This is a genomic window from Pseudomonadota bacterium, assembly GCA_039193195.1.
Lineage (GTDB): Bacteria > Pseudomonadota > Gammaproteobacteria > Steroidobacterales > JBCBZW01 > JBCBZW01.
The window spans coordinates 43,340-68,654 of sequence record JBCCWS010000030.1 but is presented as its reverse complement, the minus strand read 5'-3'; the positions used below and the strand labels follow the sequence as shown (position 1 = coordinate 68,654).

The following is a 25,315-nucleotide window of genomic DNA, read 5'->3' as shown; positions in this document are numbered from 1 at the left end:
GGAGAATGTCGAATGTCCGCCAAGCAAATGCTCTGCTACGGCCTCTACCTACTGCTCGCCGTACTGCAGCTGCTGGTGCCGCAGAGCGAAGCCGCCATCGCTTGGGAGGCGATGACCTTCGAAGCCAAAGACGGCACCCGCGTGCCTGCCCAGCGCGGCACTCTGGAGGTGCCGCTTCGCCACGACGATGCAGCCAGCGGCACCACCACCCTCGCCTTCGTTAAGTTCAACGCCACCACTGACAACCCGGGCCCACCGATCATCTATCTCGCGGGGGGTCCGGGCGGGTCCGGCATCGCCACGGCGAAGGGCGCTCGGTTCGAGCTGTTTATGGCCCTGCGCAGCGTCGCCGACGTGATCGCACTGGACCAACGAGGCACCGGCGCGTCCGCCCCGCCTCCGCCCTGCCAGGCGCCCGAGGCCTATCCCATCGACCAACCCCTCCTGCGCGAGCCCTGGATCGCCTACCTGCGCGCGACGGCGGTGCACTGTGGCGCGGTCTGGCGCGAGCAAGGGGTAGACCTCAACGCCTACACCACCTGGGAGAGTGCGGGTGACCTCGAGGCCCTACGCCAGGCTCTCGGCGCGCAGAAGGTCAGCCTCTGGGGCATCAGCTACGGCACCCACCTAGCGATGGCTGCCGTTAGGCGGATGGAGCCGCACCTGCACCGACTGGTACTGGCGAGCCCGGAAGGCTTGGCCCAGACGATCAAACTGCCGCTGCGGTCCGATCGCTTTTACGACCGCGTCGCTGAGGTCATCGCCAGGGACCCCGAGGCCGCGGCTCGCTACCCAGATCTCACGGCGACTATGCGCAAAGTACTGGAGCGCCTGGACAGCTCGCCGATTGACGTCGACCTCGTCGCGCCCGGCGCCGAGGGGTCCGTCACCCTCACCCTCGACGGCACGGCGGCTCGCCTTTACACCGCATTCTTCTTGAGTAAGAACCCGCATAACATTGCCGCTCTACCAGCCTTCTACGCCGCGCTCGCCGAGGGCGAATACGAGTACTTAGCGCAAGCGGCCTACCGCTTGGCCTACGCGCGACCGGCCGCCCTGCGACCCATGTCCTTGGCCATGGACCTCGCCTCCGGCGTCTGCGCCGATCGCCTCGCGCTGATCGAGCAGCAAGCGGACGAGGCCATCCTGCAGGATTGGCTCAACTACCCCCTGCCGCACTTACTCGGTGTGCTCGACAACGTCCAGGATCTCGGGGAGGAGTTTCGGGCACCGCTACGCTCGTCGCTGCCGACGCTGATCCTGTCCGGCACCCTGGACGGGCGAACCTTCCCGGAGGCGCATCAGGAGGTACTGTCACAGTTCTCGCAGGGCGCGATGGTCACCATAGAAAACGCCGGCCATGACCTATTCATGATCGACCCGCGGGTGGGCGATATCGTGCAGGCCTTCCTCGCTGGATCCACGCCAACGCGCGAGCGGATCGTGATACCGCCGCCGAGTTTTCAGCAATATTAGTGAGCGAACACTTGGGCTTGTCAACGGCGACCCTATCCCTCGCAGAAGGCGAGAAGCGAGTGCGTTAGCGGTCACGAAACCAGATGAGGTCGCCACCGCTGCCGCCATCGTCCTGGTCGATCATGAGCACGTCCTGGCCGTCCGCCAACAGCCGGAAGAACGATGAGGATGCCTGCGGAATGAGGATGGGCTCATCCCACACGGCGTTACTGAACAGCCTCGAGACCATGGCGCCTTCGCCGCGGTATCCGGCGAGTGCGGTGCCGTCCTCGCGCGCCGCGATACGTGTGCGCGAGGACGAGGCTCGGTCGCTGATCTGCAGCTGAAAGGCGGAGTCCCAGAGATCGCTGGCGGCGTTGTAGCGCAACACCGTGCGTAGGTTCACGCCCGTGAAACGGTCGAAGCGTGTGTAGATGAAAAACACGTCGCCATTCCGTGCAACGTCCGTATCCGAGAAGTTGCGGAAGTCGCCATCTTCGTCCCGGTGCACTTGCACCACGGATGGCAACCCCCACTGCTCGTCCTCGTAGCGGATGGCCTTGAGCACCCAGATCGCCTGGTCTGTCTGCGGGAAGAGCCGCGACTCGTAGAAAAGCGTGGTGAGGGCGCCGTCCTCATCGATCACTGGCGGCGCAATGTCACCGATACGGTCCGGTATGCCCGGGGCCGGTTGCGCCGGGGCAAAGCCCAGCGACGGCGCCAGGAAGCGGCGTGTGAGGAGCAGCGACCGATCGGGGCGCGTAAGAGTGTACACGGCCTGAATCTGCTGACCGTCGCGGCTGGCGACGATGGCTCCGTTGCGGGCGGTCTCGCCGGGGGGCGAGATAAAGAAGGGCAAGCTCCAACGCCCAGTGTTCGCGTTGTACACGGCCCCCACGAATTCGAGCGAGGACAGGTTCTGGCTAAGGCCGGCGACCAGGTTGCCCTGCGCATCGGCGACCAACGTGACCGGGTCACCGAAGTTGATGGGGAAGTTCTCGAACACAGGCACCGGCTCTTGCCAACCCACGCCGGGGACGTAGTGCAACGCCAGGATGTCGTTGGAACCTCGGTCTTCGCCCACGAGCACCGTGATACGTGCCTGGTCGTCGATGACCATCGCCAAGGCGGAGAAGACCTCGGCGGTCGAGTCGTAGATCGTCTGCGCGCCGGTCCAGGCGCCCTCGCGGCCCAGGGAGCGTACTTCGTAAAGCGACGCCGTGCCCGGGAACTCGCGCCTACCTACAGCCACGACAATGGCCTCGCCCGTGCTGTCGAACACCGCCTGCGCCGCTTCTACTTCTACGACGTCGACATCATCGGCCGGCGGCTCGATGAAGAACGGCTCGCCCCACCCGTAGTCGGGGGCGGGCACGGGTTCGAAGCGGATGGCGTCGATGTCCTCGCTGCTCTCCTGGAATTCCACCGAGGAAACGGAAAACGAGGTGATCACCTGACCACCCATCGCCTCCGTCAGGTCGAGGCTGCCATCGAGTGCGTTCACCTCGACCACGCCGAGGAACGCGCCGTTGAGCTGCGCAGCAACCTCAAAGAAGTGACGGTTCGAACCGTTGAAGTCGATGATGACGCTCTGCGCGCCGCGAGGAAGCGCGAACTCGAAGAAGGCGCTCTCGTCGGCGTCGAAGCGCTTGTCGTTATCGCCGCCGACTACGCCCAGGCCGCCGCCGCTACCTTCTAGGATCCCTAGGCCTGGGTCCGCGCTCACGGTCAAGGCGCCTTCGGTGTACTCGGGGGCATCGAAGGTGCCGATGTTGCGAAAGTCCACTTCCTCTGCGTGCAGGGGAAGCTGTAGGGCCAGGAAGGCCAGGGCGGCGCTCGCCCGCATGGGGAACGCGGTATTGCGGCGCTGCGCAGGGAGCTGGTGGTCAGCGGCGTGCATGTTGGCGTACCTCATGGACAATTACCGAGGCGAATCAGCAGGGGCGCTTTCGAAGGCGCCGACATCGCAGTCAGCGCCCACAGGTCTCGAGCTGCGGCGCTGATCGACGCCAACGGCGTTGCCGTCGAGGCTTACGCAGGTGCCGGTATCGATCGCAGGGCTCGAGGGATCCAGGGCGAGAGTAGGCGTAAGACCACCGTTGTCCCCCAGGGGCAGCAGCAGCGGGTCGGTGGCTGGTTGATCGGTCTGCTGATCGAGGCGGCAGCTGCCGTCGCCATCGATGTTGTGGCCGAAGGAGTTTTGATTCGCCTCCAGCGCGTAGCGGCAGTCGCCGCCGGTGTTCTGCGCAATGATCGTATTGAGGATGCGCACGGGCGGGGTGTTGTCGCTAGCGAGTCCGCCACCGCTGGCGCCACTGTTGTTCGCGACCGTCAGGAAGGCGAGCTCGGCGGTGGCGCCCGACTCCACAGCGATGCCGCCGCCGTCACCGAGGGCGGCCTGGTTGTCCGCCAGGGTGGTGTTTAGCAGAAACGCGTCCGCGCCCGACTCCACCCACAGCCCGCCGCCGTCGCCGGCACCGTCGATCCGGTTGCCGACCACGGCACAGCGATCGAGGGCCACGAACCCATCCACCCACAGGCCTGCTCCCTCGCCGAGGTCACCGCGAGCAGTGTTGTTCTCGATTACAGAGTCGTCGATCCGACCGTCGGTGTTTTCCAGGTACAAGCCACCGCCGCGCGCTACAGCGCCCACGTTGACCGCACGATTGCCGACGACGCGCGACTCATCGAGCAGCAGCTCGCCACCCTCCATGGCGATAGCGCCGCCGCGCTCCGCCTCGTTATCGGTGATCGTCACGTCCGTCAGTATCAACACATCGCTGGCGTACACGCCGCCACCGACCTGCGCCGATCCGCCGCGCAGCGTGAGCCCGGAGAGGCTCAGCCTGTCGGTGGCACGAAAGACCCTGCTGCTGCCCCCAGCGTCGATGGTGAGTTGATCGGCGCCCAACCCGAAGATCGTTAGGGAGCGGTCGACGAGCAGTTCCCCGCTGCTCAGCGTGATCAATGCGGGGGTCGCCAGATCGAAGGTGATATCGCCGGGCGAACAGGCGATGCGCAGCGCACGGCGTAGGCTGCCCGGACCATCGTCCGCCGTACTCGTGACCGGCGGCGCAGTAACGCAGGTGGTGAAGGTGACGCTGTCCTCCCGCAGCTCCGCATCACCCGCACGTCGAACACCGGCGACGTTCGTGATCTGCACGTTGGTCGGCGTCTGCGGCAGGATCACTACCGGCACCGTCAGGCTAGCCGTGTCGTTAGCGCCAAGGCGGACATTGCTGGCGAGGGTCGGAAGGTCGGCGGCGGTCTGGGCCAACTCGGCGTCCGCTTGCGGTGGGGTCAGGGTCACGGGCCCCGCCAACACCACTTCCTCGGGTAGCACGTCGGTCACGATGATGCCCTCCGCGGTGCCGACGCCTCGGTTGGTGATGCCGATGCGATAGTCGATGCGCGCACCCGGCAGCGGAGTACCGAGTCCCAAGCCCTTGTCGATGACCAAGTCGGCCGCCCGCATCTCGCGCGCGCCGATGTCGCAACCGTCGACCGCATTCGGCACGCCGGTGGCGTCCACGGGGCGAGGTAGGCCCCGGGCATCCTCAGTGATAGGCGCGCCATCTAGCCCCACGCAAAGCCCACCGTCGATGGCTGGGCTACCCATCTCCAAGGGGAAGGTGGGGATGGGATCGGCGCCGTCGAGTTCCCCTAGCAGCGCGTCTGCCACCAGTTGATCACCAGGGCCGGCGAAGTTACAGCTGGAGTCGTCGGTGAGGTTGTAGCCGAGCGAGACGATCGTGCCCAGGCAGTCGTCGCCCGATTGTCCGTTGTTCGCCAGCAGCGTATTGCGCAGGCTGGTCACTCCCTGATCAGTGCGCAAAAGCACACTGTTCGATCCCCTGAAGTTGTCGCCAAGGGTGACATGGCTCAAGGTCACCAAGCCCGCAACGTTGTTGATGGCGGACGTCCGCTGGAACGCCGCAAAGTTGCCGGCGATGGTGGTGTTGATGATCTCCACGCTGCCTGAAAGCACGAGGATCGCGCCGGCGGCGATCCGCGAATTCGTACCCAAGGACTGGTTGTTGATGATGGCGCTGCGTTCGATGCGCACGTTGCCACGCTCGTTGTAGAGCATGCCGCCACCGCCCGCCCCCTGCACGAGGTTGTCGGCAAACAGGCTGTTTCGGATGATCAGCTCACCGCGATTGACAATGCCCGCACCGCTGCCCGCGTTGTCGTTCTCCAGCGGGCCGGACGTGTTGTCACGCACGATAGCGCGCTCTAGCAGCAGCACGCCGTCGTTGACGATGCCGCCGCCGGTGAGGAAGGCCCTGTTGTTGGCCACGGTGACGTCGACCAGGCGCAGCGATCCGCCGTTGATGATGCCACCGCCGTTAGTGTCCGTGTTGCCGCCGAAGATCGTGAGGCCAATGAGAGTAGCGCTGACGCCCCCAACTTGAAGCACGGACCCCGGCCCCTGGCCATCGATCGTGAGCAACTCCTGCCCGGGACCGAGCAGGACCAGTGATTGGCGGATACGCAACGGCCGGCGCAGACCGATGGTCGCTGGCGTGGGCAGATCGAAGTCGACGGTGCCCCCCGGACAGACGCGATCTACCGCTTGACGCAGAGAGCCCGGCCCTGCATCGGCCGTCGTGGTGACGGTGATACTATCCTCACACTCCTGGGCACGGGTCGGGTTGCCGGCGATAACGCTTGCCAGGGCGAGACTGCAGACGGCGAGCGCGAGCGAGCGCTGCGGACGTGGTTTCATGGAGCTTCCTTGCTACGACGGCTTCTGTTCCCGGCGCTGGTGTCGGCCCAGCGACGCACCACTGCTACTTGTTCTTGTCAGGTGGTGCCCAATCGGCTCGATCGAAATGCGAACGCATGTCCGCCAATCGTCACGCAAGTATGGGGGCTGGCCCAGCGCGAAAACAAGCCCCTCGCCGCCAGTCAATTGACAGCACTAGAGGTGGTACACAAGCCTCGCGAGGCTGATGACGAAGCGTTAGCATGCTAATGCCGGCACACAACCAACGGGGTGTCCGCTTTAATCGAAAATATCGAACTCGATATTCGAAGGAAGCGAATCCACTGCGGCGGCAGGCGAACCGCCAGGTGCTGCCGAGGCCCGACGTTCCGCGTCTTCAGTGCTCGCACAACCACCATTGCTTGCGCGGCCACCGCCAGGATCCAAAACGAATCTCTGTCACTTTCACGGGTCGCTCGAGAACGGCTCCTACTTTGCGGACCAGTAAGCTCTCGAACAAGTAAGCGACGCTTGCTACTCCTAGTGTGCTGTCCCAGAAGTTCGTTGAAAAATACGCGGGTACCTTTCGCCCCTGAATACGTTGCTCCTCCTCCCCTGGGGCCTGCCACGCTCGTCGTCGCGCCGCACCCAGGAACGAAAAGCCCCGTGCGTATTTTCAACGAACTTCTGGGACAGCACACTAGCTTTCATTGATGAAAGCGATAGCTAGCGCGCATCCACCATGCACCTTCACAGCAGATGGCCCGACAGACACCCAGGGAAGTGACTTGTCCGGGCCACACAGTAGTGACTAAGCTCGGTCGGCAGCAGCGATCTATTCGGTCATTGGTGCCCGCTTCTTCGGGTCGAGATGTCATCTCAAGCGTGCAACCACACAGAAGTAGAGCCCGTGCCACTAGGAGCGCCGCTGCCGTCACGGACCGACTCTCTAGCGCGGAGTGCAAACCCTCGGGCGCCACCGGAAGCCCGATAGCGCCCGCTTGTAGGTAACGCGGTTCGCCTAGGTCAGATCGTAGCGATCCGCGTTCATCACCTTGGTCCATGCGCGCACGAAGTCGTGCACGAACTTCTCCTTCGCATCGTCCTGCGCGTACACTTCCGCGTAGGAACGCAGCACAGAGTTCGACCCGAACACCAGGTCCACCCGCGTGGCCGTCCACGCGACCTTGCGAAACTGGCGATGCAGTAGCTCGAACGTACCATCAGCCAACGGCTTCCACTCGTAGGCCATGTCCGTCAGGTTTACGAAGAAGTCGGTACTCAGGGTGCCGACGCGATCGGTCAACACGCCATGGGATGTGCCGCCGTAGTTCGTGCCGAGCACCCGTAGACCCCCTAGAAGCACGGTCATCTCCGGCGCCGTCAGGCCGAGCAGCTGGGCGCGATCGAGCAGGTGCTCTTCCAACGCGTGCTGGCTGCCGCCCTGGGCGTAGTTACGGAATCCATCGACCTTCGGCTCCAAGGGGGCGAAGGACTCAGCGTCGGTCATCGCATCTGTGGCATCGCCACGGCCAGGGGCGAAGGGCACGCTCACCGCAACACCCGCCGCCTTGGCAGCTTGCTCGACGGCCAGGTTGCCGGCCAACACGATCACGTCAGCCACGCTCGCACCGGTGGCTTCAGCGATCGGCTCCAGCACACCCAACACGCGGCCTAGGCGCTGAGGCTCGTTGCCTTCCCAGGTGCGCTGGGGATGCAGGCGAATGCGCGCTCCATTGGCGCCGCCACGCTTGTCCGAGTGACGGTAAGTACGCGCGCTATCCCAGGCGGTGGCGATCAGGTCAGCGACCGGCACGCCCGCGGCGGCGACCCTCGCCTTCACATCCTCCATGTCGTAGGCCGCGTTGCCGGCGGGAATTGGGTCCTGCCAGAGCAGATCCTCCGCCGGTACTTCCGGGCCGATGTAGCGCGCCTTCGGGCCCATGTCGCGGTGGGTCAGCTTAAACCAGGCGCGGGCAAAGGTCGCCGAGAAGTACTCGGGGTCTTCGTAGAAGCGCTGGGAGATCTTGCGGTAAGCCGGGTCCTTGGCCATCGCCATGTCCGCGTCGGTCATGATCGGCATGCGGCGCACGCTGGGGTCATCCGGGTCCACCGGCATGTCCTCCTCGGCGATGTCGACGGGCTGCCACTGCCAGGCGCCGGCCGGGCTCTTTTGCAGCGCCCACTCGTGTTCGAGGAGCATCTTGAAGTAGCCGTTGTCCCAGCGCGTGGGGTGGGTGGTCCACGCCCCTTCGATGCCGCTGGTCACCGCCTCGCTGGCCTTAGCCGTGCCGGAGGGGTTCATCCACCCAAAGCCCTGCGCCTCTACGGGCGCGCCTTCCGGTTCGGGGCCGAGCGTGCTGGCGTCGCCGTTGCCGTGGCCCTTACCCACCGTGTGACCGCCAGCGGTGAGGGCCACCGTCTCCTCATCGTTCATGGCCATGCGGGCGAAGGTCACGCGCACGTCGTGGGCCGTCTTCAGGGGGTCCGGATTGCCGTCGCGTCCCTCCGGATTGACGTAGATCAAGCCCATGTGAACGGCGGCGAGGGAGCTGTCCAGGGACTCAGCGTTTTCATTAGCAAAGCGCTGCTCGCTGGGCGCGAGCCACTCGCCCTCGGGCCCCCCAGTAGATGTCCTGCTCGGGGTGCCAGATGTCTTCGCGGCCGAAGGCAAAGCCGTAGGTCTTCAATCCCATGGACTCGTAGGCGACATTGCCTGCCAGGATCAGCAGGTCAGCCCAGCTCACTTGGCTGCCGTACTTTTTCTTGATCGGCCACAGGAGGCGACGCGCCTTGTCCAGGTTGCCGTTGTCGGGCCAGGAATTCAGGGGCGCGAAGCGCTGGCTGCCGGTGCCGGCGCCGCCTCGGCCATCGCTCGTACGGTAGGTGCCCCCCGCATGCCAAGCCATGCGGATCATAAGGCCCCCGTAGTGCCCCCAGTCGGCCGGCCACCAGGGCTGGCTATCGCTCATCAGGGCTTCGAGGTCGCCCTTCAGGGCGTCGACGTCGAGGGACTTCAGGGCCTCTCGGTAGCTGAAGCCAGCGTCGTGGGGATCGGTCTTGCGATCGTGCTGATGCAGGATGTCGAGCTTTAGCGAATTCGGCCACCACTTGTCGTTGGACTGCTCGACCTGGGTGTGGGCTCCGTGCATCACTGGGCACTTGGCTGGACTGCTCATCATCTAGGACTCCTTATGATAGAACGGCGTGATTCCAGTAGGCCCAGGATCGCAAGAACACTAGGTTAGTTGAAATCGATTATTTGGTACTAATTGATCGCCCTTCGCTATCAAAAGACTCTCCACAGATCGCAGGCACAGCAAGCGCCACCCCAAGCAACACGCTTGCTGGCCAGAAGAGATAGACCAGCATCTCTAGGTTCTCGCCGAAGCTGTAGAGCAGCATCATCAGGATCACCGCGAACCCAACCCGGCCGCTCGTACTCACCTGCGCTCGCAGCAGGCATTCGAGCAGGCTGACCAATATCGGTATCGCTAGGGCTAGGGCCCCGATGGCCCCCTTTACGAAAAGCAGGCCGTACCAGCTGTGGTGACTGCCGATCGGCATGTACTCCACCAGGTGGGGGCCGCGCTCCACGACGCCGTGACCGAACCACGGCGCCTCATGCCACCACCGATCCACGGCGATACGCCCGAGCGTCTCACGCACCCGCGTGCTGTCGGCACGCGCAGCCTTGAAAGCCGCCACTGCGTCGCCTGCCGCCATGAATATGGGATTTGCTATCACTCCCATTAGGTAAGCGGCCACTGCGCCAATACCCCAGACCGCCGGCGATCTGGCCCGCGACACCAAGTGCGCAGCGGGCCAGACCAAGGCGAAGGCGACCAACGCCATGCGTGACTTGGAGAGGAAGATCATGGCGAGCGCACCCACCACACCAATGGACAACCATCGTCGGTCGCGTTCTTCCAAGGCACAGATCAACATCACGACGCCCATCATCCCAGCCGCCGGGGCCCAGGGGGTGAAGAACTGCCAGCGTGGTTCACCACTGGCCGGATCTGTGATGTACAGCTGAAGGGTAAAGAACTCCGGCCCAGGACCGCCGAGGATCCTAAGCGGCGAGGTGTAGATCGCTTCGGGGAGACTGAGCTTGGGCGCAATAAGCAACACCGGTAGGAGGCATAGGGTTTGCAAAGCGAGGTGGCAGCAAGCCCGGTAAATCACCGCGGGACGTATGAACAAACAGGCGCCGGCCAAAGGAAACAAGGCCAGCAACGCCCAGCCCTTGGCCCAGCCCACGGTCGACTTGACGGTCTTGGCGAAGCCAAGATCGAACTGCGTGTGACCGATGAGCAGGGCCACCCACATCGCGCCCATCCCACCGAGCCAAAGCCACACGGTGAAGGGCACGGGGCGCGCTCGCCAGCGTTCAGGCAGGGCATCTCGCAGGTAGCGCCCAATGAAGACCATACCGGCGAGCGTCCAACCGAGCACGGGACCGACCATGTACAGGGCTCCAGCGGCGTAGAACACCCACGTCAGTCGAATCGTCCAGCTCACCAGCCACTCAGCTGGCGTAAGCGCTTCAGTCGGTGGCGCGGCCATGAACGCGATCGATCAGTAGGGTCAGAATCGGCTGCCTCAACCAGGCCAACGCCATCGAGGCCATCAACATGAGACTCGCCACCACACCGCCGGCCACCGCCAGCTTGCGTTTAGGTCCTGACGGCTTTCGCGGCAAAGTAGGCGCCTCGAGCAGCTGCACCATGGGATAGGAAGCAAAGTAGTCCGACTTGTTCACGTCCTGGCGCGCCAGGGCGGAGGCGAACACAGCCTCGGCCACTTGAAGCTCGCGCGCGCGACGGGCTAGCTCGCCGGCATCTTCAGCAAGCTGGGTCACGCGACGGTGCTGACGCTCGATCTGTCTGACCAATGCCGCCTCCTGCGCCGCAAAGCCCGCGCGTTGCGCTTCATCGGCAAGCAGCTGCTCGAACAGGCGCGCTCGCTGCTGGCTCACCGATAGGTCTACCAGGCGCAGTATGACTGCACCGGCGAGCCCGGTTAGGGTGGCGCCGCGGGCACTCAGCGAGTCCACTAGGGCGGTGTAGTCCGCCATCAACGCCATGCGACGCGGATGCCGCTCGCCCAGGCGCCCACTCAACTCATTCAACTCACCCGACACGCGGGTGAAGCGCTCTAGCAAATCTTGAAACTGCGTGTCGGCTTGCAGCACGAAGGCACGCGATGCGGCGCGGACATCGATTCCCAGCGACTCGCTCAGCCGAGTCACGGTCGCCTGCGCCTTCGCCAACGCGGCGCGTACTTCCATCGCCCGCGCACGAAGCTGCTCCAGGGTAGCCACCGTGGCGTCGTACTGCTCGACCGACGCCACCTCGCCCGACACCTGCAGCTCGATCACAGCGCGTCGTGCCCGATCCACCTTTTCCTCGAACTCGCCGATCAGCGAGCGCATCATTCGCTCGCGGATCTTCGCCTCTCCCGCACGTAGGCGCTCGAGCTCCGCCGAGAAGGCGCGCTCCACCGTAAGCGCGAAGTCACGCGCCTGCGCGGCCGTGGCACCGGTGAGTTCCACATGAATGAGCTCAGTTTGATCGACCAGCTCTACGCGCGGCCTGGGAAAGCGCTCCAGGCTGATGCCTTGCTCGCTTGCGGCGATCGACAGGGTCTGATCGGCAACGATAAGTCGCTTGTACTTCTCCGTTGGCGACAGGCTAGAGGAGGCGTAAGGAGAGGCTGTCGAGGAGACAGCCTGCCCAAGACTCTCGAGCTGCAATGTCGTGCTCACGCCCGCCGCGGGGAGCAGCAGGGAGAACCGACTGGTGTACGTGGCGCGAGCCAGCGTGCAGTAGGCAATCACGCTTGCCCACACGAGGCTCAAGGCAAGGGCGGTGATGCCCCCGTAGCGCCGACCCCGTCCGGTGGGATCGAACCCGTAGCGCAGCCGGTGCCACGCCTTGATGGCGAAGGCCTTCATCCACCGGTACCTGGAAGGCCGAGGGCACGCGATGCGCCCCACGCGCCAGCCAGTACATCGCCCAGGTTGATCACCGCGCTGTCGTAGCAAGCAATCGCATCGCCAGGCAACAGGTAGGGGTCAAAGCCATCGCGATCCGCTCGCCTGACCAGCGCCTCTACGGGGCGACTGATCACCTCGCTGCGTCCCGTCAGTGGATTTCGACTGATTAGCACCGCGTGACGATTTGCGTTGGTCGCTTGCGTGCCGCCGACGCAATTGGCCGACACCAACGCCTGGAGCAAGCGCGTACCGTAAGGGAGCGACCAGGCATCGCGCCCAATCGCGGCCAGCGCGTTGCCTGGCGCCGGTCGGGTCAGGTTAGACATGAACACGCGTATGCCCGGCGGCGTCACCGCGCTCGCTCGCGCAAGCTCTGGCTGGAAACACTCGCGGCTCATCACGTGCACCTGATCCCCAGCGATCAGCGGCAGGTCGTCGAAGGGCGCTCCATCCATTGCGCCGCGCAGGTCGATGATCCGCCTGCGTCCGGCGCGCGTCAGCACCACGTTAGTCAGATCAGCGTCCGGGCGCACGCCCCCTGCCGCCTGCAGGGCCACGCTCAGGCGACGACCGCCCGGCGCATCACCTGGCGACTCCAGGCGGACGGTGGGCTGGTCTTCGGCCCGCCGAACGTTGATCTCGCGCATACCAGGAGCGAACACGGCACCGGACACGAACACTTGGACAGGACCGTAGTCCACCACCTGCAGACTCAGACGTAGTGCGCCCTGGCGGTAGAAGCGCTCGGCCACTAGCATCGCCGCCAACATGGACTCGACGTCCGAGGGGCGAAAACCTGCAGCGATCAACGGCGCTAGGTGAGGAAGCTGAAGGCGACCGTCCGGGCTCAGCACGTAGGTACCGGAGAGCAGCTCATCATCCTCGATAATCACTCGCACCATGTCCCCCGGGGACAAGGGGAGGTCCACCCGCGTGGCTACTTGCGCAGGCGTGTAGGCAGTGTCCGCGTAGGACGAGGGCTGCGCGGCGGCGCGACAGGCGTCGCGGTTGAGGGCGTCTAGTTCCTCGAGCGCAAGCGTCCCACCGGAGCGAAACGAGACGCGCTCGTCCATGTACGGGGCATCCCCTTGAGACGCCTGGTACAGGTTGCTCGGCGCCTGCACGGCGGATACACATCCGGTCAAGCACAGGCAAGTTACCAGCGGTGTCAGCAGACGGATCATCGGGGAATTCATGGCAGCGCTCCTGCAGGACTACAGGGCCAGGGGCAAGGGCTGTGCCAGCCCGAGCGCCCTATATCGATCAGGGAGTTAGCGCAGACCTTTGCATTTCGCGAGGCGAGTGATTCGCCGTTCGCAACGCCCAGATGCGCAGCGCGCAGGCGTGTGTGCTGCGGCTAGCCGGCGTGGCGATTCCACCCCTCGAGCTTGCGGTACAGGGTAGAGGGCGACACGCCGAGGATCTTGGCCGCTTGAGGCACAGAGCCATCCACCATATCCAAGGTGCCCTCGATCACCTGACGCTCGATATCACGCAGCTTGCCCCCCAGGGGCACATAGCCCGTGCGACCGGAAACGGACGCGCGGGCTTGCACCGAATGACTGCTCAACGGCGGCGCCGACACTGCCTCGCCGGGCGCCGCGGCGAGGGCCGTCACCTGACCGTGGAGGTCTTCACCGAATCCGGGCACCGCTTGCACCATCTGCCCGCTCACATGCGTGCCTTCGTTCAACACCACGATGTTGCGCACCGCATTTTGCAGCTCGCGTACGTTTCCGGGCCAGCGGTGAGCGCAGAGCATAGCGGCAGCTTCCTGATCGAAGTCCTCGAACTCCCGATGCTCCTCCGCCGCGAAAGCGCGCAGAAAGCTGAGGGCCAACAGCAAGATGTCATCGCCGCGATCGCGCAGCGGCGGCAAGGCAATCGGCAGCACGTTCAAACGGTAGTAGAGATCTTCGCGAAAACGACCGGCGCGCACTTCCGCCACCGGATCTCGGTTCGTGGCGCAGATCACCCGCACATCCACCTCGCGCAGCTCATTGCCTCCGATCGGTTGAATCAGCGAGGTCTGCAAAAAGCGCAGCAGCTTGGTCTGCAGCTGTACGTCCATCTCGCAGATCTCATCCAGGAACAAGGTGCCCCCATGGGCAGAGAGCGCAGCACCGGGACGATCGGCGATCGCGCCCGTAAACGCTCCCTTTAGGTGGCCAAACAGCTCACTCTCGATCAGGTCTTTCGGTATTGCGCCGCAGTTTAGAGGCACGAAGGGGCCTGACGCTCGAGGGCCGGCTCGGTGGATCGCGTTCGCGGCCACTTCCTTACCCGTGCCGCTCTCGCCCGAGATGAACACCGTCGCCTTCGACTGTGCGACGTTCTCGATCGCTCGGTAAACCGACTGCATTACCAAGGACCCACCGACGAATCCGTGGTACTCGCCGACAGCGCTCTCGCGCCGATAGGCCGTAACCTCGCGGCGCAGGGACTGCAGCTGCAACGCGTTCTCAACGGTGGTGAGCAGACGGTTCTTGGAAACGGGCTTGACCAGAAAGTCGTGCGCCCCCCGGCGCATCGCTTCCACCGCACGCGAGATCGACCCGTCCGCGGTGATCACGACCACTGCCGCGGGATACTGGTCGCGGCGCAGGGTCTCAGCGAGCTCGAGCCCATCGCCATCGGGCAGCTGCAAATCGAGCAGCAGCAGGTCATAGGCGTACTCCGCGATGGCCCTACGCGCATCGCTCAAGGACCCTACTAGCGTGCAGTGATAGGCACCTCCTTCCAAATGGGCGGCGAGCAGCGCGGCCAGAGAAGGGGTGTCCTCTACGATCAGGACACGGCGACTGATGATCGTTCCTCCCGGTAGCGTTCAAGGGCACTGAGCGCGCGACGCCCCTCGTGCAATAGCGCGCCTCGCATCGCGTCCACCGCGGCCGGATCGGCGTCGCCGCGGCGACATGCCCGATCCAGGCGCCGCGCAAGCTCTCCCACCTGTACCGCACCGAAGCTACGCCCTAGGCTCTTGAGCTTGTGTGCCACGTGCGCGAGTTGTTCGTCTTCCGTGGCGACCTCGATCGTATCGAGCATCTCGCCAAGATCGTGAGACGCCATCCGCATGAGGCCGGCGGCGGGCTCGCCTTCGAGGCCTTCCAGCATTTCGTCTAAGATCGCGCGGTCTATCCCATCGCCATCGCTCGCCTCCTGATGCTCGTCGGGCCTGTCGAGGTCGAGAGTTGGTACTAGCGCGCACTGCACGACCTGCCACAGCAGATGAGGCTGTATCGGTTTCTCGACAAACCCCTGAACATCCATAAAGCTGCACCGCAGGCGCGTGTCCGCATCCGCGAAAGCCGTCGCCATGATGATAGGCAGCTCTGCGTGAGGCCCCTTCATGGAACGTATTGTCCGGATGGCTTCGAATCCCCCCACGATGGGCATGTCCACGTCCATCAGCACGACGTCGTAGGACTCCGCCTCGACCGCGTCGATCGCCTCCTGCCCGTTGTCGGCCAGTTCAACCGCCGCGCCCATGCGCTCGAGGTAGGCCTTCGCGATCAGTTGATTGGTCGCGAGATCCTCTGCCACCAGCACACGCGGTGGTGCCCCGGCCTCCGTGCGCAGCCTGCGCTCACTCCAACGCACGGGCTCTGCCTCCTCACGCTCGGGCAACACTTCGGGCAGAGGAATCTGCACGCTGAAGCAGCTGCCGACACCGAGCTCGCTCTCGAGGGTGATCCCCCCTTGCATGAGTTCCACCAGATGCCGTGTGATCGCAAGTCCAAGGCCAAAGCCACGAATGCCACGCGCCGACTGACCAACCCGCGTGAAATGATCGAACAGGCGGCGCTGATCTTCCTCTGCGATGCCGTACCCCGTGTCCTCGACGCGAAAGCTAACGCTCCCTCCGATTCGTTCTACGCAAAGGCGAATCCCGCCATCGATGGAGTACTTGACGGCGTTGGAGAGCAGGTTCTCCAGAATCTGGCGCAAGCGCCCAGCATCGCCTACCACCACGTGGGGCAATTGGCCGCAAATCGTGGTGTCGAAGGTGAGCCCCTTCTTGACCGCGGCAGCCCGCCAGGTCGCGGCCACCTTATCGACGAACTTCGGCAGGTCGAAGCGTGCGCTCTCCAAGCGAATGGCGCCGGCATCCGCCTGGCTGAGCTCGATCAGGTCGGCGAGCAACCCTCGCAGCTGCTCGCCGGAGGCGAGCGACAGGGAAATCAACTCATGCTGCTCATCGTCGAGATCGGTCTGTTCGAGCAGGGTCAGGGTGCCGAGCAGGCCGTTTACGGGCGTGCGGATGTCGTGGCTGATCATCGCTACGAAGCGCGACTTCGCGCGATTCGCAGACTGCGCCATGTCGTGCGCCTCCTCGAGCGAGCGGCCGAGGGTCTGCAGCTGCGCCACCTGCTCGCCGAGGGCTCGCTTCTGTGCCACCAGCGTGTGTTCGGTGTGCTTTTGATCGGTAATGTCTGAGTAGGTGGTCACGATGCCGCCGTTGCGCAGCACTCGACTGCTGATGGCAATGTGCTTGCCGTTGGCGCGTTGACTGACCTCTTGGAACTGACCGCGCTCGCGACGGCGCTTGAGCATCGCCAGGCGCTCCTGCATCAGCACCCGGGGGTCGCCCTCTCCGTAGTCCCTACGCTCCGCGCAGTACAGCAATAGCTCCTGCAGGGATTGACCTTCGCGCAGATAGTCCGCGGGCAAACTCAGAATTACCGCTAAATTTTTGTTCCAATTGCGCAGGCGCAGCTGCGAGTCGAAGACACTTACCCCCTGGCTGATCGCATCCAGGGTGGTGGTCAGGAATTCCGCCTCGTCCTGCGCCCGCTTACGCTCCGCCTCCAAGGCCAGCGTTCGCTGCAGCACCTTCTTGTTCAGGCGGACGCTCGCCTGCTCCAGACTCTGATTGCTCTCGAATAGCTCGCGGCTCTTGAGCTCGAGCAGCTGTTCGGCGCGCTTGCGCGCGCGACGCTCACGCAGTAAGCGCCGTTCGAGCAACTCGATCTCGGTAAGCTCAGGCATGCGCACTCAGATCCAACAGGCGAAACACAGCCTGCAAGTCTTGAGCACCGTCTGCGACTTCGCGCACGATGCGCAGGCGCTCGCCAAAGTGTACAGCTGAGGCTTCCATTAGGCCGTGCGCAAGAGCGTGGAGCGGGCGATGGGAGTAATAGCGTACTGTCCATTCGCCATTCCCGCCCTGCGTTCTAAAGCGAGGCGGTTTGGCATCCGGATGCAGTTTCTTCACTTCGATGTGAATGTGATCCTCGACGCGTTCCATCAACGCTGCCGTGCTTTGCAACGCGCCGAAGTACTCGGGGTGTCCGGTCAGGAATACCCCGAAGAGGTGGCGACCGTAATCGACCAATAGCGCCTCGGCATCCTCGTGCTCTTGGCGAGCGACGGCCGCCAGCATGGCGTACAGCTCCTGCGCCGGATAGTTGTCGACCGCGGTGTAGGCACCGCCATCGCTGGCCGCTATGGCATCGAGCACGGCCTCCACCCGCCCCAAACCAAAGCGTGCCTCGACGTAGTCCATAAACTCCGTAAATATCAGCCCGCGCATTAGCTTCCTATCCCAGGGGTTGCGGCCCAGCTCACACTTTCGACACGGTATAGAACTATCGAATCGGAAGATGTGACAGGCCCGGTGTTTTTGCGAAATCTCACAGATTAGGAGGCACTTTCAACACCTTACATCGCGCCGCGCCCGGAGATTACGGCTGGTACGGTGCGCAGCAAGATGGATATGTCTAAGCGCAAGGAGCGGCGGCGTAGGTAGTCAAGATCCATCTCCACCTGCTGCTCAAAGCCGATCAGTGCGCGACCGGACACCTGCCAGGTACAGGTCAGGCCAGGCTTGCCAGTGAGCCTTCCAAGGGCGCGTCGGTCGTAGTACGAGACCTCCCTAGGGATCGCCGGACGCGGCCCCACGACGGCCATGTCTCCAGCCAGGATGTTGAATAGCTGAGGGAGCTCATCGAGGGAGGTTCTGCGCAGCATGTGGCCAACCGCCGTTACCCGTGGATCATCACTCATCTTGAAGCTGCGCAAATCGCCACGTTCGTTCCGCGCCAGGAGCGCGGCGTGGCGCGCCTCGGCGTCCACGTACATTGATCGGAACTTCAGCATCTGAAACGGCTCACCGTGCGCGCCCATACGGGTCTGGCGAAACAGCACCGGCCCCTTGCTGCCCGCGCGAATCGCGAGTGCGATGATCGCGAGCAGGGGGCTGAGCACAAGCAGCGCACCTGCGCTTAGAGCAACGTCGAGCGCACGTTTCGTCCCATCGGAGTCGATGGCTCGCCTGCTGTGATGGCTCAGCGCCAGCAGCAATGCGGTGGCCAAAAACGCGGGGTTGCCCAGAACGTAGCGTCTGAACAAACGTATCGGCTCCTGATAGAGGCGGAACACCCACTCGCCGCCGAGTTGCCGCAGCCACTTGGGCGCGCGAGGGATGCGTCCGGAGTAGAAATCGAATAAGCCACCCACACCAAGGCTGGCACGTACGTTCAGGGAGTCGTGGTGGCGTGCCAGCCACCGATCCTGGCGAGGCACGCCCATCGCGACCAGCAAAATGTCAGCGCCCGACGCGTTCACTCTTTCGATGGCCGCCGTTTCCTCGACACTGCCAGCATCGAAGTAGCCGTGGTGCGTGCCGGCGATTCGAATGCCTGGCGCCAGACGCTCGGCGGTATGTGCGACTCGCTCGGCGACGCCGGGCTGAGCTCCCAACAGGAAGATGGAAAGACCGGCATCGCGTGCGGCACGGCAGAGCAGGGGAAACATGTCAGTGCCGTTCAGGTTGTCCGCACGCTCACCGACCAGGCGCGCCGCCCACCGCACACCGGTACCATCCGGGAACAAGCTATCGGCGCTGTTCAGCGCCTCTCGGTAAGACGTCGATCGCCACATGACGTTGTAGCAATGGGCGTTCACGAAAGCGTAGCGGCGCTTGGCACCCTCGAGGGCGCTGGCGACGATTCGCTCGACGGCCTGCTCCAACGTGCCGCGCGCCAGTGCTAGCCCCAGCACCTTCGCCGTGCTGGTCGCATCGAGTGGGGAGTGTCGATCGGGGTAGCTCATCACGAACCTCTTCTGCATACGGTGCTCGCCGTCCTGGAGCAGAGTTCGTGCCAAATGCGTAAGTCATTGAACCAGATGGACTCTTCTACGGCTGCGATGGATGCAAGACCGGACGAGCTTCGCGAAACGCAAAGGTCCGAGCGCAGAAGGCGACGAGCCTCGCAAACTCAGCACCCCCAGCAACGCCAGAAGGGTCGCCGAGCGCCTCAGTTTAGGTTGGCTCGTCAGTGAGTTACTGCCCCGCAAGGCGAATTGGCCCGTTTCGTGGACAGCTACCCCGTCTCACCCATGAGCCAACCCATGACGGATCACCGCCACATACTCCTCGCCCAATTCGGCGCCTTCTGTGCTAGCGAAGGTGCGACGCGCCTAACCCATGTCTTCGCTGCTGTGGTTGCGGCGAGGTACCTAAGCCCCAGTGAGCTTGGTCTCGCGGCACTGGCTATCGCCGTCAGTGAGATGGTGAAGGCCATGGCCAACGGGGGCCTGGGTCCGCAGCTGATCGCCGTGGACGGCAAGGAGCTGGCCGCGCACGCACGCACCTGTCAGCGGCTTGCCTACTGGACCTGCTTTGGCGCCGCGGGCATCCAGTGTGTGTTGGGCCTACTGCTCGCGCACTGGATGGACGCACCCATCTTGGCCCCGCTCCTCGCCAGCCTCGCGCTGGTGTATCCGATCATGGCCCCAGGCCTGGTCTCTTGCTTCCTCATCATGCGCGAGGGTCGCCTCGCGAAGACAGCCGAGATCAGCGCCACACAGATGGTGACGGACAACTTACTTACGATTGTGCTGCTGCTGCTGTGGCCGAGCGTGTGGGCGCTGGTGATACCCAAGCTGTTGGTGGCTCCCGTCTGGCTGGCACGCACGCGCAGCGCCCGCCCCTGGCGTGCAGACCAGACCGTCCCCCCGGCACCCTCCTGGCCTCTGCTGCGCTTTGGCGCCCACGTCGCGATGGCCGAGCTGGCGGCGACGGCCCGGCTGCAGGGTGACAAGCTACTGCTAGGCCTCATCCTAGGCGCAGATGCGCTCGGCGTTTACGTGTTCGCCTTCAACGCTGGGCTCGGCATCAGCTTGGCCCTGTGCGGCGCGTTCTCCTTGATCGCTTACCCGAAGCTCTGTCGCAGCGAGGTACCAGCGCGCGAACTGCCGGCCCTCATCGGCCTCGGGCTGGTGGTGATCGCGCCCCTGACGCTCCTGCAATCGCTCGGCGCACCACTCTACGTTCCCCTGCTCTTCGGCGAGCACTGGCGCGAGGCAGCTCCCCTGATCGGCGTGCTTTGCCTGGCCGCCCCAGCGCGATTGATGGGTGGAATCTCGCAGCAGTTCCTGCGCGCCACGCACCGCACCGACAGCGACGCGGCTTGGGCCTGGGGCAGCACCATCCTCACGCTTGGCACCGTGGTGGCCGCCGCCATGGCGGGCAGCGTCGGCGGCGCCATCCACGTCTACACCTTTATCACCTGGGTCTGCGACGGACTGCTGTGCGCGTTCGTCTTAGGCTCTCTCTCCCAAACCACCAGGCCTAGTGCCAGGAGTACCCCATGCAAACCGTAAGCATCATCATGCCGGTGCACAACGCACAGGCCACCCTCACGGACACGATTCAAAGCGTGCTCGAACAAGACTACCGCGAGTGGGAGCTGCTCATCGTGGATGACGGCTCCACCGACGACAGCGTGGCCCTCGCCCTGGCCGCGGCGGAGCACGACGAGCGCATCCGTGTCCTGTCGCAGGAGAACCGTGGTCCCTCGGCAGCCCGCAATCTTGGTCTGCAACACGCTTCCGGGCGAATCATCGCGTTCATCGACGCGGACGATCTCTGGCAGTACGACAAGTTGGCCACGCACGTCTCACTGTTCAGCTTCAGGCCGGAGGTCGACATGAGTTTCGCACGCGTCCAGCCCATCGACGGCACCGGTAAGCGGTGCGCACGGCGCAGCCGCATTTCAAAGACCACCTTAAAGCTAACGAATCTATTGGCAAAAAACCCTGCCTGCACCTCCTCGAATCTCGTTGTGCGCAAGGACCTCCTAGATCGTATCGGTGCGTTCGATGAACGTCTGCGTCATGCGGAGGACCAGGAGCTGATGATCCGCGCACTCAGGCAGGGCGCCCAAATCGAAGCGATCCAGTGCACTCTCGTGCGCTATCGGGTCAGCGGCACGAGCGCCTCGGCAGACCTCGAGGCCATGCTTCGCGGGTGGCGCTCGATGATCGATGCGATCCCAGGGCTCGCCAGCGCGACGATCGAGCATGCCCAAGCCAAGTACCATTGCTACCTCGCGCGCCAAGCGCTGCGCACCGGTCGCCCCTTGGGAGAAGCCATCGGCTATCTGCGCCTAGCATTCCTCAGACGCCGCGACTGCGCCACCGGACCTTCAACCCGGGACAGCATCGCCACCGCCCTGCGCCTGCCCTTCGCCCACGGCCGAAGCTAGGAGGGATCGCCATGCCAACCGTCTCAGTCATCATGCCAGCCTTTAGGGCGTCGAAGACGATTCGCGAAGCGGTCGACTCGGTTCTGTCCCAGCGCTACAAGGACTTTGAGCTTCTGGTGGTGGACGACGGATGCCCTGAGCGAAGCGGCAACATCGCCCTGCGTGCGAGAGATAGCCGCGTGCGATTGATCCGCCAGTCGAACCGTGGACTGGCCGGCGCGCGAAACACGGGAATCGCTGCGGCAGATGGGCGCTACATCGCCCTGCTCGATAGCGACGATCGCTGGATGCAGGGAAAGCTTGAGCAACACGTAGCTCTGCTCGAGCGAGCGCCCAAGGTGGGCGTCAGCTACAGCGCCTCCTCGCTGATCGGCAGCGACGGGCGTGCACTCGCCCTTACCCAGCGCCCGCGCCTTAGGCAGATCTCGCCGGCCCACGTATTCTGTCGGAATCCAATCGGTAATGGCTCCGCGGCTGTGCTTCGGAGAGAGGTCTTCGATCAGATCGCCTTCCATCGGCCGGGTGAGAATCGTCCTGAGTTCTTCGACGAGCACTTCCGCCAAAGCGAAGACATCGAGTGTTGGACACGGATCGCCCTGACCACGGATTGGGAGTTTCGCGGCATCGCCGAGCGACTAACCGAGTACCGCGTGGCTGAGGGGGGGCTATCCGCAGACGTCATCAAGCAGTTCGATAGCTGGGAGCAGATGGTGGAGCGCGTGCGCGGCATCGACTCCGCGTTCGCAGCGCGTTACGAGCGCATCGCCCGGGCCTATCAACTTCGATACCTCGCCCGCCGGCTGGTGGCGCAGCGCGATGGCGGCTTCGCCTCACAGCTCATGGCGCAGGCCCTGCGCTGTCACCCGGCCATGGTCGTGGCCGAACCGAGCAAGACTTTCACCACGCTCGGTGCCTGCCTGGCCCTCAAGGTGCTGCGCGACTCCTGGTACTCGGCGCTGGAGCGCTCCATCACAGGACTGAAGGGGGTAACCTCATGACACCTCACAGGGTCGTGCACCTCCTCGGTGACACGAGACTCGGCGGCGTCGTGCGCATGATTCACACGCTGGTCGAAGGCGGCGCCCTGGCGGATATCGACCAGGCACTGCGAGCCGCCGATCGGCCGCAGCAGTGGGGTGCGGCCTGCCGCGACGCAGATATCATCGTGCTCCACGACTCCCTTAGTTGGCGCCTGCTACCTTGGCTGATGCTCCTTCGCGCGGGGCGGCCCCGCGCTAAGATCATCCTCGTCGAGCACACCTACTGCGCAGGCTTCGAACGCCATCGTGTCCCCGCGCGAGGTCGCTTCCGCCTGATGCTGGCGCTGTCCTACGCCCTGTTCGACAAGGTGGTCGCCGTGAGTGCGGCGCAGCGGCGCTGGATGCTCGACGCCCGCTTGCTGGCCCCGGCGAAGATCCAGGTGATCTACCCCCATCTCGACTACTCTAGGCTGCTTCGGCTACAGACCCCTGCAGCCACACGGCGGCTGCGAATCGGCGCCATCGGTCGGCTCCACAAGCAGAAAGGGTTTGACCGACTGATCCGAGCGGTGCGCGCCCTTGGGCGCCGGGACATCGAGGTGCTCATCGCAGGCGAGGGACCGCAAAACGATGTTCTCAAGACCCTCGCCCACGACTTGTCACAGGTGCACTTCTACGGGCGTGCCGACGATGTCGCACAGTTCATGCGCCAGGTGGATATCGTCGTGGTGCCATCGCGCTACGAGCCCTTCGGAATCGTCGCCGCCGAAGCGCGCGCTGCCGGTCGACCCATTCTGGTCACCGCCAGCGATGGCCTCGCCGAGCAAGTGGTGCCCGGGGCGGGCTGGGTGATAGAGAACGACACCCAGCAGGCGCTGATCGAGGCCTTAAACGCGCTGCCTACCCGACGAGAGCTGCGTGCTGCCGGCGCCCTGGCGCGGGAGAGCCTGACGGGGGAGTACGAGGTGTCGATGCACCGATGGCGCATGCTTCTCACCTCGCCCTGAATTGCTCTTTGAATGATCGCTCGGTGCCTGCGCTCCCTGGCTTGCGGTGTACCCCTCGATGGGCTTGACCGCTTCGGCTCTTCTCTACACCTCACGGCCCCTCCCGAGAACCGCACCGCGACGCCCTGGCGACTGCCCGCCTCTCGCGGGCAGTGCAGTTCACTAGCCCCCCCCGTCTGTGCAACACTTGCGGCGCTTTTTTCACCGTCGAGCTGTGGATGCGCGGGCCAGGCCCACGATCGCTCACCGCTCGAAAGGACCGAATACCGATGAGTTTCCGCCTTGCCCTTGGCGCCGTCACCCTGCTACTGGCCCTAGGCGCCTGCACCTCGAACGACGATGACACCCCCGAGAACGACCCGTTCCTCGGCGCCGTGCGCGGCATCAACGCTCTGGCGGAGCTGGAGGATGTCCGCTGGCGCGTCATCTTTGAAGACTTCGATCCCTCCGTGTCGACGCAGCTGTTCTTCCGTGCAGCATCGCCTCAGGTCGAGTTCAGCCAGCGTTCCTACGCCTTCTCCTTCGATGTGCTGCTGCCCGGCGATGAGGACACCACTCTCATCATCGAAACCACGGGCACCATCGACCCCGAGATCATCTACGACTACGTCATCACCGGCACCTTCGCCGATCCCCAGATATTCCTCTGGACCCAACCGCGACGCGACTGGGCCCAGGAACTGGCCGATGCGGCCGACAACGGCACAGAGATCACCGAGCTCGTGGTGAGCTTCGGCCACGTTGCAACGGGCGTCGGTGCGGTCGATGTGTACTTCGAAGCGCCGGGCACGGACATCACCGCGGCCACCCCAATCGCCACCATGGCCTTTGGCCAGCTCGCCCCGCCGGCGACCGTCGAGGGGGGCACCTACCAGCTCACCCTGACCCCGGAAGGTGATCCCAACACGGTGTTGTACGCCTCCGAGGATCTCGACGTGCTGGCCGCCAACACGGCCCTGTTCACGATCATGGAGAACGGCGGCATCACAACGCAGGCGGTGAGCGTGCAGCTCTACGTCGACAGCCTTGGGAGCACCGTCTCGGACGTCACGACACCTGGCGTCCTGAGCGTGGTACACGGCTCCCCGGATGCGGCGGCCATCGACGTCTTCAATAGCGACAACTTCGACATGCCGCTGATCAGCGGTCTCGCCTTCGGCGAACTGTCCGATGACGTGGTGGTTGAGGAGGGCGAGATCGATCTGGCCGTGACGCCCGCCGATGATGTAGGCGCAATCCTCGCGGAGCAGACCGTGGACGTGCCGGCGACCGCCTACCGCCGCGTGTTCGTCGTCGGCGCCCCTGGGGAGCTGCAGAGCTTCTCCGTCGAAGACGACAGGCGTGCGTTTCTCACCCAGGGGCGTTTGCGCGGAGTCAACGCGTCCACGCGCTTCGACACGGTGGACGTCTACCTGCTAGATCCCGGGGCAGACCTCGAGGAGTCGACGCCTGCCATCACCAACCTCTCCTTCGCTGGTGCCTCCACCATCGCAACGATCGACCCCGGCACCTATGAGCTGGTGGTCACGGAGGTGGACACTACCACCATCCTCTTCGGTCGCAGTGAGCTGGTAATCGACGCGGGAGATGTGGTCGAGCTCATCGTCATCGACGATGCGGAGTCGACCAACGCGGACGTGTTCGTGCTGCAGACGGCAGGCGAGTAAGCTCGC

15 protein-coding genes and 1 pseudogene are annotated in these 25,315 nt (G+C 64.3%); 6 read left to right on the top strand and 10 right to left on the bottom strand.

The genetic code is table 11. The annotated features are described in order from the left end of the window. Positions 1 to 12 precede the first annotated feature (12 nt). Positions 13 to 1,476: an alpha/beta fold hydrolase gene (locus AAGA68_19540; GenBank protein ID MEM9387263.1), complete on the top strand. Its 1,464-nt coding sequence runs from the start codon at positions 13 to 15 to the stop codon at positions 1,474 to 1,476. A 64-nt stretch (positions 1,477 to 1,540) separates the two neighbouring features. Here the strand turns inward: AAGA68_19540 and AAGA68_19535 are convergent, their stop codons facing one another. The 10 genes and pseudogenes from AAGA68_19535 to AAGA68_19490 form a co-directional block, all read right to left on the bottom strand. Further along, positions 1,541 to 3,370, bottom strand: a complete 1,830-nt coding sequence (locus AAGA68_19535) for a hypothetical protein (GenBank protein ID MEM9387262.1) — start codon at positions 3,368 to 3,370, stop codon at positions 1,541 to 1,543. 6 nt (positions 3,371 to 3,376) lie between these two features. Then, the gene (locus AAGA68_19530; protein ID MEM9387261.1) at positions 3,377 to 6,184 is read right to left on the bottom strand and encodes a choice-of-anchor Q domain-containing protein; all 2,808 of its coding nucleotides are present in this window, start codon (positions 6,182 to 6,184) and stop codon (positions 3,377 to 3,379) included. A gap of 1,000 nt (positions 6,185 to 7,184) precedes the next feature. Continuing rightward, positions 7,185 to 9,345: pseudogene (gene katG, locus AAGA68_19525) on the bottom strand (catalase/peroxidase HPI). A 76-nt stretch (positions 9,346 to 9,421) separates the two neighbouring features. Further along, on the bottom strand, positions 9,422 to 10,732 hold the full coding sequence (locus AAGA68_19520) for an O-antigen ligase domain-containing protein (protein ID MEM9387260.1): 1,311 nt from the start codon (positions 10,730 to 10,732) through the stop codon (positions 9,422 to 9,424). Continuing rightward, complete coding sequence (locus AAGA68_19515) at positions 10,713 to 12,122, bottom strand: hypothetical protein (protein MEM9387259.1); 1,410 nt, start codon at positions 12,120 to 12,122, stop codon at positions 10,713 to 10,715. Before AAGA68_19515 ends, AAGA68_19520 begins: the two co-directional genes overlap by 20 nt. After that, positions 12,119 to 13,360, bottom strand: a complete 1,242-nt coding sequence (locus tag AAGA68_19510) for a polysaccharide biosynthesis/export family protein (protein ID MEM9387258.1) — start codon at positions 13,358 to 13,360, stop codon at positions 12,119 to 12,121. Before AAGA68_19510 ends, AAGA68_19515 begins: the two co-directional genes overlap by 4 nt. A 161-nt stretch (positions 13,361 to 13,521) precedes the next feature. Further along, positions 13,522 to 14,907 (bottom strand): sigma-54 dependent transcriptional regulator, encoded by a 1,386-nt coding sequence (locus AAGA68_19505; protein MEM9387257.1) that lies wholly within the window; start codon positions 14,905 to 14,907, stop codon positions 13,522 to 13,524. A 44-nt stretch (positions 14,908 to 14,951) separates the two neighbouring features. Beyond that, positions 14,952 to 17,153, bottom strand: a complete 2,202-nt coding sequence (locus AAGA68_19500) for an ATP-binding protein (protein ID MEM9387256.1) — start codon at positions 17,151 to 17,153, stop codon at positions 14,952 to 14,954. Continuing rightward, on the bottom strand, positions 17,146 to 17,697 hold the full coding sequence (locus tag AAGA68_19495) for a heme NO-binding domain-containing protein (protein ID MEM9387255.1): 552 nt from the start codon (positions 17,695 to 17,697) through the stop codon (positions 17,146 to 17,148). Before AAGA68_19495 ends, AAGA68_19500 begins: the two co-directional genes overlap by 8 nt. Positions 17,698 to 17,825: 128 nt before the next feature. Further along, the gene (locus AAGA68_19490) at positions 17,826 to 19,235 is read right to left on the bottom strand and encodes a WecB/TagA/CpsF family glycosyltransferase (protein MEM9387254.1); all 1,410 of its coding nucleotides are present in this window, start codon (positions 19,233 to 19,235) and stop codon (positions 17,826 to 17,828) included. A gap of 282 nt (positions 19,236 to 19,517) precedes the next feature. Here AAGA68_19490 and AAGA68_19485 point away from each other — a divergent pair, with 282 nt between their 5' ends. The 5 genes from AAGA68_19485 to AAGA68_19465 all read left to right on the top strand — a co-directional run bounded on the left by AAGA68_19485 (position 19,518) and on the right by AAGA68_19465 (position 25,309). Continuing rightward, positions 19,518 to 20,771: an oligosaccharide flippase family protein gene (locus AAGA68_19485; GenBank protein MEM9387253.1), complete on the top strand. Its 1,254-nt coding sequence runs from the start codon at positions 19,518 to 19,520 to the stop codon at positions 20,769 to 20,771. Next, on the top strand, positions 20,759 to 21,655 hold the full coding sequence (locus AAGA68_19480) for a glycosyltransferase (protein ID MEM9387252.1): 897 nt from the start codon (positions 20,759 to 20,761) through the stop codon (positions 21,653 to 21,655). The genes AAGA68_19485 and AAGA68_19480 overlap by 13 nt, the downstream gene beginning before the upstream one ends. Before the next feature lie 11 nt (positions 21,656 to 21,666). Continuing rightward, entirely contained in the window at positions 21,667 to 22,653 is a 987-nt protein-coding gene (locus AAGA68_19475; GenBank protein MEM9387251.1) for a glycosyltransferase family 2 protein, read from the top strand. Continuing rightward, positions 22,650 to 23,642, top strand: coding sequence for a glycosyltransferase (locus tag AAGA68_19470; protein MEM9387250.1), 993 nt, complete (start codon positions 22,650 to 22,652; stop codon positions 23,640 to 23,642). The genes AAGA68_19475 and AAGA68_19470 overlap by 4 nt, the downstream gene beginning before the upstream one ends. A gap of 269 nt (positions 23,643 to 23,911) precedes the next feature. Next, the gene (locus AAGA68_19465; protein ID MEM9387249.1) at positions 23,912 to 25,309 is read left to right on the top strand and encodes a DUF4397 domain-containing protein; all 1,398 of its coding nucleotides are present in this window, start codon (positions 23,912 to 23,914) and stop codon (positions 25,307 to 25,309) included. Positions 25,310 to 25,315: the final 6 nt, after the last annotated feature.